The sequence below is a fragment of the Duganella fentianensis genome (assembly GCF_009857835.1).
In the GTDB taxonomy this organism is placed as follows: Bacteria; Pseudomonadota; Gammaproteobacteria; order Burkholderiales; family Burkholderiaceae_D; genus Rugamonas; species Rugamonas fentianensis.
In genome coordinates this window covers 732,427-745,283 of sequence record NZ_WWCL01000004.1, presented here as the reverse complement: position 1 = coordinate 745,283, position 12,857 = coordinate 732,427, and the positions used below count along the sequence as shown (strand labels likewise).

The window sequence follows — 12,857 nt, the reverse complement described above, 5'->3', positions numbered from 1 at the left end:
GCGACCTCGCAGCCTGCCGGCGCCCGCTCAGGCGCGCGGCAGCAGCAGCTGGGCTGTAGCATGCGGCACTGGCTGCGAGAACAGATAGCCTTGCGCATACTGGCAGCCGCTACGCTGCAGCAAGGCATACTGCCCTTCCGTCTCCACCCCTTCCGCCACCACCGATAGCTGCAGGCTGTCGGACAGCGCAATGATCGCGTCCACGATGGCGCGGTCTTCCGCGCTCGCTTCCAGATCCTTGACGAAGGCGCGGTCTATCTTCAGCTTCTTCACAGGGAAGCGCTTGAGATAGGCCAGACTCGAGTAACCGGTACCGAAATCGTCGATCGACAGGCGGATGCCCAGCCTGTCGATCTGCCCCAGCACATCCAGCGTCTGCTCACCGTGCTGCATCAGCGCCGTTTCGGTGATCTCGAATTCGATCATCTGCGGGTCCATGCCGGTATCGGACAATATCGTGCGGATGGCATCCATCAGGCCACGGTGCATGAACTGGCGCGGCGACAGATTCACCGCCAGCGGCACCGGCAGCATGCCGGCTGCGCGCCATGCCATGCTCTGGCTGCAGGCCTGCCTGAGCACCCACTCGCCCACGGCCACGATCTGGCCATTCTCTTCCAGTATGGGGATGAAATGGTCGGGCTGTATCAGCTCGCCCTTGTGGCGCCAGCGCAGCAGCACTTCCATGCTATGCAGGCGGCGCGTGCCGATATCCATGATGGGCTGGTAGTACAGCTCGAATTCATCCAGTGCCAGCGCGCCGCGCAAGCTCGACTCCAGCTCGAAGTGGCGCGCGGCCGTCTGGTTCATGGCCTCTTTGAAGTACTGGTAATTATTCCGGCCGCTGGCTTTGGCGTGGTACATCGCCGCGTCGGCGTGGCGCATCAGCGTTTCAACGTCGCCGCCATCATCCGGGAAGACGGAAATGCCTATCGACGGCGTGATATGCAGATTACGCCCTTCCAGCGGGACGGATTCGGACAGGGCTTCGATAATCTTCTGTGCCACATTGCTGGCTTCTTCGGACGAACGTATGCCCGGCACCAGCACCACGAATTCGTCGCCGCCCAGACGGGCCACAGTATCGCTGGCGCGCACCGCGCGGCACAGACGGCTGGCCACTTCCTTGAGCAGCTGGTCGCCCGTCAGGTGGCCCAGCGTATCGTTGATGGTCTTGAAGCGATCCAGATCGATGAACATCACGGCCAGCAGGCGTTCCGAACGCTGCGCCGCCAGCATGGCACGATCCAGCCTGTCGGCCAGCAGGGCGCGATTCGGCAGACCGGTCAGGCTGTCGTGGTAGGCCATGTGATGCACACGCGCTTCGGCCTGGCGGCGTTCCACGATCTCGGCCTGCAGCTGGGCGTTGGCGCCCGCCAGTTCGGCCGTACGTTCCTGCACGCGCAGTTCCAGTTCATCGCGCGCGCGGCGCACGGCATCGGCCGCCTCGTGGCGTTCCGTCACATCGTCCACCAGCCAGACCGAGCGCCCGCGCGGCTGCGACAGATCGAACGGCCGGCCCGACAGGCGGCCCCAGAACAGCGAGCCATCGCGCCGCACCAGCCGGTATTCGGAAGCGTGCACGCGGCCCGCCTCGAAATCGCGTGCGGTAGCAGCACGGGCCCTGTCCCACTCCTCCAGATCGGGGTAGAAGGACTGCACGCTGAGCGCCTGCATCTCACCGGGCGCATAGCCGAACAGCTCTTCCATCTTGGCGTTGCAGCGCACGTTGCGGCCCTGTTCGATCATCGAGATGCCCATCACGGCACTATCAAGAATTGCCTGATTCTCCAGCAGGGCATTGCGCAGCGATTCTTCGGCGCGCTTTTGTTCGGTACGGTCTTCGATCACCCAGATCGTGCCCTGGGTCGGATCTTCGGGATTGATGACATAGCCGATCAGCTGCGCCCACATCCGCGTGTCATCGGCGCGCCGCATCTCGATCTCGGTCTGGAACGGTTTGCCCACCGACAGGAAGGGATAAGCTTGCGCGCCCAGCGCTTCGTAGTCGGCACGGGATGGGTAGAGCGCCATGCCGGGCAGGCCCAGCGCCGCATCGCCTTCGTAGCGGAACATTTCGGCAAAGCCGCGGTTGTAGCGCGTAACCACGCGGTTCTTGGTGAACAGGATACTCATCGAAGCATTGGTCATGATGGCTTCGACTTCCATCTGCATCTGGCGCGACACCGTCACATCTTCCAGAATCCAGATGGTGCCGCCTTCATGGTGGCTGGCATCGACGGCTTTGGCGCGCACGCGGCACCAGAACAGGCTACCATCCTTGCGCTTGAACTCATACGCGGACAGCTCGAACGGCAGCCCTTTGCCCAGCAGCGGCGCCGCTTCGCGCCGGAACGCCCGGTACAGCTCATAGGACGGGAACACGGCCGACGAAGGCTGGCCTATCATTTCGTTGACGTCGTAGCCGAACATCTGCGCCATGCGCGGATTGCAGCTGACCACTGTATGCGATTTGCTGAACAGGATGCCGATCGATGCGTTATCGAGAATCGCTTTCTGTTCCAGCAGCAGCTGGCGCGTGCCTTCTTCATGCTGACGCTGGGCGCTGCGGTCATCAAAGATCCAGATAGTGTCCTGCTGCGAGCGGCCCGGATTGATCACGTAGCCGAAGGCGTGGGCCCAGAAGGTCGAGCCATCCTGCCGGCGCATTTCCATTTCGGCCTGATACGGCTTGCCGCTGGCCAGCAGCGGCAAGGCCTGCGCCATCACGGCATCGAACATCGCGCCGGACGGGTACAGGGTGGATGTCAGGCGCCCCACCCCGCTATCGACGCTGAAGCCGAAGAATTCGGCAAACCGGTCGTTATAGCGCAGGATGCGGTGATCGCGCTGGAACACGATGGCCAGCGGCGCATTGTCCATAATGGCCTGCATCTCCAGCAGCGCACGGCGCAGTTTTTCCTCATCGATGCGATGCTCGTTGATGTCTTCGACGATCCAGATGGTGCCATCGGCCGTGTTGCTAGGATCGACTGCCCGGCCATACAGGCGGGCCCAGAACAGCGTGCCATCCTTGCGGCGCAACTGCGCTTCGCGCTTGAACGACAGACCCTGCACCAGCAGCGGACCAGCTGCCCGCCCCAGTTCGATAAACTCCGCTTCGGTCGGGAAGACCTGATTGGTGGAGCCGCCTTCGAGTTCCTGCCGGCTATAGCCCAGCATCTCGGCGCAGCGGATATTGCACTCCTGTACCGTGGAAGCCCTGGTGAACAGAATCCCGACTGCGGCATTTTCCAGTATGGCCTGCTGCTCGAGCAGCGTCTTGCGCAGCGCGCGCTGATCGCGCTCCAGCTCGGTAATATCATGGAATACGATGGTGGCGCCACGCACGCCGGCGCTGGCCGGCAGCGGTTTGCTGCTGGCCTGTACGGACAGATAGCGCCCGTCGGCACAGGTCAGGCAACTGTCCCAGCGCTGATAGTCCTCGACTGCCGTCTGCATGGCGGCCAGGCTGGCAGTACGCACATGGCGTGCGAACAGATCGCCCGCATTGCGTCCGGCCGGGTCTGTACCCAGCAAAGCCACCAGTTCCGGATTGGCAGCAAGCAGCGTGCCGTCCACGTCGTAAGCGCAGGCGGGAACGCCTACCAGCGCGAGGGCCTCGGCAATAAATTCGGAATAGCTTGCAACGTAAGTCATGAATACCTGTGGCATCTGATCGGCGATGCTACCTCGCCCATTACCACTTGGCAGCATAGTTGGCAGATGATAAACCACAAACTAGGACTACGCCAACGCGGCGTCCGAGCAAAGCTCCTAAAAACGACAATGCCCGGCGAACCGGGCATTGCGTTTCAAGCATTATTTATTTTCGGCTAATCCAGCCACTTGATATAGCTAAGTTTCGCATTGAAAGTTAGCTCGGCGCGTGTGCTGTCTAGCCGGATACCATCAGTGGCCGCTGGCAGCGTCAGCACCGATACCGGTTTCGGAACGCATTTCCTGCGCTTCGTAGCCGGCGCGGTCTTCTGCCGCACGCTTGCTCTTGTCGGTGATCGAGAACAGCCAGATACCGACGAAGCCTACCGTCATCGAGAAGATGGCTGGCGAAGCGTAGGGGAAGATTTCCTTGGCATTGCCCAGTACGTCCACCCACACCGATTTCGACAGTATGGTCAGGCCCACTGCAGTGATCAGGCCCATGAAGCCGCCGATGGTAGCGCCACGGGTGGTGCAGTCTTTCCACAGTACCGACATGAACAGCACAGGGAAGTTAGCCGAAGCAGCAATGGCGAAGGCCAGCGACACCATGAAGGCGATGTTCTGCTTCTCGAAGGCGATACCGAGAGCCACAGCAACGATACCCAGAGCGATGGTGGTGATACGCGACACTTTCAGTTCGCTGGCGCCGGAAGCTTTACCTTTTTTGATCACGGTAGCGTACAGGTCGTGCGATACCGCCGATGCACCCGACAGGGTCAGACCGGCAACCACGGCCAGAATGGTGGCGAATGCCACAGCCGAGATGAAGCCGAGGAACACGTCACCGCCCACGGCTTTAGCCAGGTGGATAGCGGCCATGTTGTTACCGCCCAGCAGTTTGCCAGCGCTGTCTTTGAAGTCCGGGTTGGTGCTGACCAGAACGATTGCGCCGAAGCCGATGATGAAGGTCAGGATGTAGAAGTAACCAATCCAGGTGGTCGCCCAGAACACGGATTTACGTGCTTCTTTTGCGCTAGGTACGGTGAAGAAGCGCATCAGGATGTGTGGCAGGCCGGCGGTACCGAACATCAGTGCCATACCGAAGGAGATTGCCGAGATCGGGTCCTTGATGAAGGTACCTGGGCCCATGATGGCGTCTTTTTTGCTGTGCACTTCAACCGCTTTAGCGAACAGCGCTTCAGGGCTGAAGCCGAATTGTGCCATCACCACGAAGGCCATGAAGGAAGCGCCACCCAGCAGCATCACTGCCTTGATGATCTGCACCCAGGTGGTTGCCGTCATGCCGCCGAACAGCACGTAGATCATCATCAGCGTACCAACCAGTACCACGGCGATCCAGTAGTCCAGACCGAACAGCAGTTTGATCAGCTGACCTGCACCCACCATCTGGGCGATCAGGTAGAAGGCCACCACCACCAGCGTACCGGAAGCGGAGAACACGCGGATCGGGGTCTGCTTGAAGCGGTAAGCCGCTACGTCAGCAAAGGTGAAGCGGCCCAGATTACGCAGACGCTCGGCCATCAGGAAGGTGATGATAGGCCAGCCGACCAGGAAGCCGATAGCGTAGATCAGACCGTCGTAACCGTTCAGGAACACGGAAGCGGAAATACCCAGGAAGGACGCAGCCGACATGTAGTCGCCGGCGATCGCCAGACCATTCTGGAAACCGGTGATACCGCCACCGGCGGTGTAGAAGTCAGCTGCCGATTTGGTCTTGGCAGCAGCCCATTTGGTCACGAACAGGGTGAACACCACGAACACGCCGAACATGATGATGGCGGTCCAGTTGGTCGCCTGTTTGGTGGCCTGGCCCAGATCGCCACCGGCTGCCAGAGCAGCACCAGAGGCACCGAGCAGCCCGACGGCTGCCATCAGAGAGAGAAACTTACGTGCGTTCATGCTTTCACCTTTGCTTTGATGGCTTCGGTCAGTTCGTCGAATTCGCTGTTAGCGCGACGCACGTAGATGCCGGTAATGATGACGGTGAACAGAATGACGAACAGACCGAGAGGAATCCCCCAGGTCATGACGCCGGCACCGAGCTTGGTTGCCATGAACTCTTTGTTGAAGGCGATCAGCAGGATGTAGCCGTAGTAGACCACCAGCATGGCCAGCGTCAGCCACCAGCCGTAGCCCGAACGGACTTTGACCAACTTGTGATAGTTGGGATCACTTTTTATCTTCTGAACGAGATGATCTTGCATTTTGTGTCTCCTATTTTAGGTACAGGTACTCTTTTTTTATTCGAGCTTGAGGCAAGATTAATGGGGCTGGCTTACCAGCCCCTTACGGCAAAACTAATTTTTCAGGCCGTTCTGCACTGCGTTCTGGATCTGTTGTAAAGATGCAGGATCTTCGATTGCCGTCAGGTCGCCAGGGCTACGGCCCTCGCAGATAGCCTGTATCGAGCGGCGTAACAGCTTGCCGGAACGGGTCTTGGGCAGCTGAGGCACGAAGAACACCCGCGCTGGCCGTGCCACCGCGCCCAGCTGACGATCGACCACGGCGAAGATTTCCTTCTCCTGCGCCGCACGCTGTTCGTCGCTGCTGACTTCGGCAGCGTTCTTGGCGATCACGAAAGCTACCGCCACCTGCCCTTTCAGCTTGTCCTCTACCCCGACCACGGCCACTTCCGAGACATTCGGGTGGCTGGTAATCGATTCCTCGATTTCGCGAGTGCCCAGACGATGGCCGGCCACGTTGATCACGTCGTCGGTACGGCCCAGGATGAAGTAATAGCCATCCGCGTCGCGCAGGCCCCAGTCGAAGGTGGAGTACACCTGCCGGTCAGTAAAGGTGGACCAGTAGGTATCCACAAAGCGCTGATCGTCACCATACACGGTCTGCATGCAGCCCGGTGGCAGCGGGCCTTCGATCACTACCACGCCTTTTTCGTTGGCGCCGCATTCTTCGCCGGTGGACTCGTTGAGCAGTTTGACCTTGTAGCCATACATGGGCACGCCGGGGCTGCCCAGACGGGTAGGCAGGTCTTCGATGCCCTTGGCAATCGACAGGATAGGCCAGCCCGTCTCGGTCTGCCAGTAGTTGTCGATAATGGGCACGTGCAGCTCGTCGTAGATCCACTGCGAGGTGGTTTCGTCGAGCGGCTCGCCGGCCAGATACAGTGCGCGCAGCGAGGTCAGGTTGTACTTGCGCATATATTCGGGCGGCTGCTTGCGCAGCACGCGGATCGCGGTCGGCGCCGAGAACATGCGGGTGACCTTGTACTTCTCGACGATGCTCCACCAGATGCCGGGATCCGGGCAGATCGGCATGCCTTCGTACATGATAGTAGCCATGCCGGCGATCAGCGGGCCATACACGATGTAGGAGTGGCCCACTACCCAGCCGATGTCCGAGGTAGCGAAGAAGGTTTCACCGGCATTGCCGCAGAAGTTGTACTTCATCGACGAGGCCAGCGCCACGGCATAACCGCCCACGTCGCGCTGCACGCCTTTCGGCTTGCCGGTAGTGCCCGAGGTGTACAGGATGTAGGAAGGCTCGTTCGACTCCATCCAGGTGACCGGTACTTGCGCATCCATGTGGGCGGCGCGCAGTTCGGCGTAATCCACATCACGGCCTGCCACCAGTTCCATCGCCGCCAGCTTGCGGTCCACCAGCAGCACCTTGGCCGGCTTGGCCGAGGACAGGTTGATGGCTTCGTCGAGCAGGTGTTTATAAGGGATGGCTTTGCCGTTGCGCGAGCCACCATCGGCCGACACGATCAGCACCGGCTTGGCATCATCGATGCGGCTGGCCAGCGAGTTGGCGGCAAAGCCGCCGAACACTACCGAGTGGATCGCGCCTATGCGGGCGCAGGCCAGCATCGCAAACGCCGCTTCGGCTATCATCGGCATGTAGATCAGCACACGGTCGCCACGGCCTACGCCCAGCGACTGCATGACGGCCGCGCAGCGCTCGACTTCGCGCTGCAGTTCAGTGAACGAATAGCTGCGTTCCGTATTCGTTTCCGTCGATATGGCGATCAGCGCCGCCTTGTCGCCCTGGCTGGCTGCCCAGCGGTCCACCGCGTTGTAGCACAGATTGGTGGTGCCGCCCACGAACCACTTGGCGAACGGCGGGTTGGAATGATCGAGCACTTGCGTGCATGGCGTGTTCCAGTGGATCAGCGCAGATTCGTCTTGCCAGAATTGTTCAGGCGTGGCGATAGAGCGCTGATAGAAATCAGCGTAATTCATGTCTCCTCCATACTCCGTATCAGATTGCAGCTAGTTAGAACGTATCACCAGGTACACGTACCCATCCCTCCATCAGTACGCGGGCGCTGCGGCTCATCACCGCCTTGGTCACGCTCCATTCGCCATCCTTGAGCTGGGCTTCCGCGCCCACACGCAGGGTGCCGGACGGGTGGCCGAAGCGCACCGCCGGCAGTGCCTTGCCGCCTGCCGCGAGGCTGACCAGCGTGCCGGGGATGGCGGCGGCCGTGCCGATGGCAACAGCGGCCGTACCCATCATGGCGTGGTGCAGCTTGCCCATGGACAGAGCCCGCACCAGCAGGTCGATGTCGTTTGCTGCCACGGCTTTGCCGCTGGAGGATACGTAATCCTTGGGGGGCGCCACAAAAGCGATCTTGGGCGTGTGCTGGCGTTTGGCCGCTTCGCTCAGGTCCGAAATCAGGCCCATGCGCAGAGCGCCGTGAGCACGGATGGTTTCGAACATGGCCAGCGCCTTGGCATCACCGTTGATGGCGTCCTGCAGTTCCGTGCCCGTGTAGCCGATAGCGTCGGCATTCACGAAGATGGTAGGAATACCGGCATTGATCATGGTGGCCTTGAAGGTACCCACACCGGGCACTTCCAGATCATCGACCAGCTGGCCGGTGGGGAACATCGAGCCACCAGCGCCCTCTTCCTCGGCCGCAGGGTCCATGAATTCGAGCTGCACTTCAGCGGCCGGGAAGGTCACGCCATCGAGTTCGAAGTCGCCCGTCTCCTGCACTTCGCCATTGGTCATCGGCACGTGGGCGATGATGGTCTTGCTGATGTTGGCCTGCCAGATACGGACTACGGCTACGCCATCGCGCGGCACGCGGGCCGCGTCGACCAGACCGCCGCTGATGGCGAAGGCGCCGACGGCAGCCGACAGGTTGCCGCAGTTGCCGCTCCAGTCGACGAAAGCCTTGTCGATGGAAACCTGACCGAACAGGTAATCGACGTCGTGATCGGCCTTGCTGCTCTTGGCGAGGATCACGGTTTTGCTGGTGCTGGAAGTCGCGCCGCCCATGCCGTCGATCTGCTTGCCGTAAGGGTCGGGGCTACCGATCACGCGCAGCAGCAAGGCGTCGCGTGCGGCGCCCGGCTGCTGTGCCGCAGGCGGCAGGTCCTGCAGGCGGAAAAATACGCCTTTGCTGGTGCCGCCGCGGATGTAAGTCGCAGGGACTTTGATCTGTGGAAGATGCGCCATGATCAAGCCGCCTTGGACGACGCGAGGAAGTCCTGTGCGAAGCGCTGCAGCACGCCGCCTGCTTCGTAGATCGACACGTCTTCCGACGAATCGAGACGGCAGGTGACCGGCACTTCCAGCGTTTCGCCGTTTTTGCGGTGGATGACCAGCGTCAGCGTGGCACGCGGTGCGCGCTCGCCTACCACGTCATAAGTCTCGGTGCCATCGAGCGCCAGCGTCAGACGGTTCACGCCCGGCTTGAACTCGAGCGGCAGCACCCCCATGCCGACCAGATTGGTGCGGTGGATACGCTCGAAGCCTTCAGCCACAATCGCTTCCACGCCGGCCAGACGCACGCCTTTGGCGGCCCAGTCACGCGAGGAACCCTGACCATAGTCGGCACCGGCCACCACGATCAGCGGCTGTTTGCGTTCCATATAGGTTTCGATGGCTTCCCACATACGGGTAACCTGACCTTCCGGCTCCACGCGGGCCAGCGAACCGGCCTTGATGCTGCCGTCGGCATTACGCACCATCTCGTTTTTCAGCGTCGGATTGGCGAAGGTGGCACGCTGCGCCGTCAGGTGGTCGCCGCGGTGGGTGGCATAGGAATTGAAGTCCTCTTCCGGCAGACCCATTTTGTGCAGGTATTCACCGGCAGCGCTGTCCATCATGATGGCGTTCGATGGCGACAGGTGATCGGTGGTGATGTTATCGCCCAGCACAGCCAGCGGACGCATGCCCTTCAGGGTACGCTCGCCTGCCAGCGCACCTTCCCAGTATGGCGGACGGCGGATGTAGGTCGATTGTGCACGCCAGTCGTACAGCGGCTCGGCCTTCTCGGCCACGGCATTGCTGCGGTCGAACATCGGGATATACACTTTGCGGAACTGTTCAGGCTTGACCGAAGCAGCTACCACGGCGTCGATTTCTTCGTCGCTAGGCCACAGGTCTTTCAGCGTCAACGGCTTGCCGCTGGCGTCGGTACCCAGCACATCTTTTTCGATGTCGAAGCGGATGGTGCCAGCAATCGCGTAAGCCACTACCAGCGGCGGCGAAGCGAGGAAGGCCTGCTTGGCATAAGGGTGAATACGGCCGTCGAAGTTACGGTTACCGGACAGCACAGCGGTGGCGTACAGATCACGCTCCACTACTTCCTGCTGGATTACGGGATCGAGCGCGCCGGACATGCCGTTGCACGAGGTGCAGGCATAGGCTACGACGCCGAAGCCCAGCTTTTCCAGCTCAGGCATCAGGCCTGCTTCTTCCAGATACAGCGTCACGGCCTTGGAGCCGGGCGCCAGCGAGGATTTCACCCAAGGCTTGCGCAGCAGGCCCGCCTTGTTGGCATTGCGTGCCAGCAGACCGGCAGCAATCATGTTGCGCGGGTTGTTGGTGTTGGTGCAGCTGGTGATCGCTGCGATGATCACGGCGCCATCCGGCATCTTGCCCGGTTCGTTTTCCACTACGCCGGAAATACCGCGTGCTGCCAGTTCCGAAGTCGGCACACGTTTGTGCGGATTCGATGGACCAGCGATGTTACGCACCACGGTGGACAGATCGAACTTGAGTACGCGTTCGTACTCGGCGTTCTTGAGTGCATCCGACCACAGGCCCGTATGCTTGGCGTACTGCTCTACCAGTGCCACCAGCTCGTCGTCGCGACCAGTCAGCTTCAGGTACTTGATGGTCTGTTCGTCGATCGAGAACATCGCGGCAGTCGCACCGAATTCCGGTGCCATGTTGGCGATGGTGGCGCGGTCGCCCAGCGTCAGCGCCGTAGCGCCAGCACCGTAGAATTCCAGATAGGCGGAAACCACTTTTTCCTTGCGCAGGAATTCGGTCAGCGCCAGCACGATGTCGGTAGCGGTGATGCCGGCTTGCGGCTTGCCGCTCAGTTCCACACCGATGATGTCCGGCAGACGCATCCACGAAGCACGGCCCAGCATCACGGTCTCCGCTTCCAGACCACCCACGCCGATAGCGATCACGCCCAGCGCATCGACCATAGGGGTGTGCGAGTCGGTACCGACCAGCGTATCAGGGTAAGCCACGTTGTCACTCACCTGAATTACGGGCGACATGCGTTCCAGATTGATCTGGTGCAGGATGCCGTTACCGGGCGGGATCACGTCCACATTCTGGAAAGCTTTTTTGGTCCAGTTGATGAAGTCGAAACGGTCTTCGTTACGACGGTCTTCGATGGCGCGGTTCTTGTTAAACGCGTCAGGATCAAAACCGCCGCACTCCACGGCCAGCGAGTGGTCCACTACCAGCTGGGTAGGCACCACAGGGTTGACCAGTGCCGGATTGCCGCCCTGCTCGGCGATAGCATCACGCAGACCGGCCAGATCGACCAGTGCGGTCTGGCCCAGAATGTCGTGGCACACCACGCGGGCCGGGAACCACGGGAAGTCCAGATCGCGCTTGCGTTCGATCAGCTGCGACAGCGAAGCGTTGAGCGTGGCAGGATCGCAGCGGCGTACCAGATTCTCTGCCAGCACGCGCGAGGTGTACGGCAGCTTGTCGTAGGCACCGGGCGCGATGGCATCGACGGCGGCGCGCGCATCGAAGTAATCGAGCTTGGTACCCGGCAGGCTTTTACGGAATTGGGTATTCATTATTTGCGGTCCTTGATAGCCACGAATTGCAGGTCTTCAGGGCCAACGTAGTTGGCGCTAGGACGGATGATCTTGTTGTCGATGCGCTGCTCGATGATGTGAGCGGCCCAGCCGGAAGTACGCGAGATCACGAACAGCGGCGTGAACATGGCGGTCGGCACGCCCATCATGTGGTAGGACACGGCCGAGAACCAGTCCAGATTCGGGAACATCTTTTTAACTTCCCACATCACGCTTTCCAGACGTTCGGCGATGTCGTACATCTTGGTCGAACCGGCTTCTTCCGACAGCTGGCGTGCCACGTCCTTGATCACCACATTACGCGGGTCGGAGATGGTGTACACAGGGTGGCCGAAACCGATCACCACTTCCTTGTTGGCCACGCGGTTGCGGATGTCCGCTTCAGCTTCGTCCGGATTTTCGTAGCGCTTCTGGATCTCGAAAGCGACTTCGTTAGCGCCACCGTGCTTAGGACCGCGCAGCGCGCCGATCGCGCCGGTGATCGACGAGTACATATCGGAACCCGTGCCGGCGATCACGCGGCTGGTGAAGGTCGATGCGTTGAACTCGTGTTCTGCGTACAGGATCAGCGAGGTGTGCATGGCGCGTACCCACGATGCCTGCGGCTTCTCGCCGTGCAGCAGGTGCAGGAAGTGGCCACCGATCGAATCGTCGTCGGTTTCCACGTCGATGCGTTTGCCGTTGGTGCTGTAGTGGTACCAGTACAGCAGCATGGAGCCGAACGACGCCATCAGGCGGTCAGCGATATCGCGTGCGCCCGGGGTGTTGTGATCATCTTTTTCCGGCAGCGTGCAGCCCAGCACGGATACGCCCGTGCGCATCACATCCATCGGGTGGGCCGATGCAGGCAGCGCTTCCAGCGCGGCTTTCAGATTGGCTGGCAGACCGCGCAGCGATTTCAGTTTGCCTTTGTAGGCTTTCAGTTCTGCTTCGGTCGGCAGTTTGCCGTGTACCAGCAGGTGAGCGATTTCTTCGAATTCGCAGGTATTGGCAACGTCCAGAATGTCGTAGCCACGGTAGTGCAGGTCATTGCCGCTCTTACCGACGGAGCACAGCGCCGTGTTACCGGCTGCAACGCCCGACAGGGCAACGGATTTTTTTGGTTTGAAGGTAGCTTCGGTCATTTGG

The 12,857-nt window shown here is 60.8% G+C and carries 7 protein-coding genes; all 7 read right to left on the bottom strand.

The features are described from left to right. Nucleotides 1-27: 27 nt before the first annotated feature. Nucleotides 28-3,660, bottom strand: coding sequence for a bifunctional diguanylate cyclase/phosphodiesterase (locus GTP23_RS20385; RefSeq protein ID WP_161036769.1), 3,633 nt, complete (start codon nucleotides 3,658-3,660; stop codon nucleotides 28-30). A gap of 252 nt (nucleotides 3,661-3,912) precedes the next feature. Next, nucleotides 3,913-5,583: a cation acetate symporter gene (locus tag GTP23_RS20380; protein WP_161036768.1), complete on the bottom strand. Its 1,671-nt coding sequence runs from the start codon at nucleotides 5,581-5,583 to the stop codon at nucleotides 3,913-3,915. Beyond that, on the bottom strand, nucleotides 5,580-5,888 hold the full coding sequence (locus GTP23_RS20375) for a DUF485 domain-containing protein (RefSeq protein WP_161036767.1): 309 nt from the start codon (nucleotides 5,886-5,888) through the stop codon (nucleotides 5,580-5,582). Before GTP23_RS20375 ends, GTP23_RS20380 begins: the two co-directional genes overlap by 4 nt. Nucleotides 5,889-5,981: 93 nt before the next feature. After that, nucleotides 5,982-7,883 carry a propionate--CoA ligase gene (locus tag GTP23_RS20370; protein WP_161036766.1) on the bottom strand — a complete coding sequence of 634 codons (1,902 nt, stop codon included), beginning with the start codon at nucleotides 7,881-7,883 and terminating at the stop codon, nucleotides 5,982-5,984. 34 nt (nucleotides 7,884-7,917) lie between these two features. Further along, complete coding sequence (gene prpF, locus GTP23_RS20365) at nucleotides 7,918-9,108, bottom strand: 2-methylaconitate cis-trans isomerase PrpF (RefSeq protein WP_161036765.1); 1,191 nt, start codon at nucleotides 9,106-9,108, stop codon at nucleotides 7,918-7,920. 2 nt (nucleotides 9,109-9,110) lie between these two features. Continuing rightward, nucleotides 9,111-11,708 carry a Fe/S-dependent 2-methylisocitrate dehydratase AcnD gene (gene acnD / locus GTP23_RS20360; RefSeq protein WP_161036764.1) on the bottom strand — a complete coding sequence of 866 codons (2,598 nt, stop codon included), beginning with the start codon at nucleotides 11,706-11,708 and terminating at the stop codon, nucleotides 9,111-9,113. Beyond that, nucleotides 11,708-12,853, bottom strand: a complete 1,146-nt coding sequence (prpC, locus tag GTP23_RS20355) for a bifunctional 2-methylcitrate synthase/citrate synthase (protein ID WP_161036763.1) — start codon at nucleotides 12,851-12,853, stop codon at nucleotides 11,708-11,710. The genes acnD and prpC overlap by 1 nt, the downstream gene beginning before the upstream one ends. Between the last annotated feature and the right edge of the window lie 4 nt (nucleotides 12,854-12,857).

Coding starts and splice junctions, on each gene's coding strand:
- prpC (WP_161036763.1), bottom strand. CDS start 12,853: ATGACCGAAGCTACCTTCAAACCAAAAAAATCCGTTGCCCTGTCGGGC.
- GTP23_RS20375 (WP_161036767.1), bottom strand. CDS start 5,888: ATGCAAGATCATCTCGTTCAGAAGATAAAAAGTGATCCCAACTATCAC.
- GTP23_RS20385 (WP_161036769.1), bottom strand. CDS start 3,660: ATGACTTACGTTGCAAGCTATTCCGAATTTATTGCCGAGGCCCTCGCG.
- GTP23_RS20370 (WP_161036766.1), bottom strand. CDS start 7,883: ATGAATTACGCTGATTTCTATCAGCGCTCTATCGCCACGCCTGAACAA.
- acnD (WP_161036764.1), bottom strand. CDS start 11,708: ATGAATACCCAATTCCGTAAAAGCCTGCCGGGTACCAAGCTCGATTAC.
- prpF (WP_161036765.1), bottom strand. CDS start 9,108: ATGGCGCATCTTCCACAGATCAAAGTCCCTGCGACTTACATCCGCGGC.
- GTP23_RS20380 (WP_161036768.1), bottom strand. CDS start 5,583: ATGAACGCACGTAAGTTTCTCTCTCTGATGGCAGCCGTCGGGCTGCTC.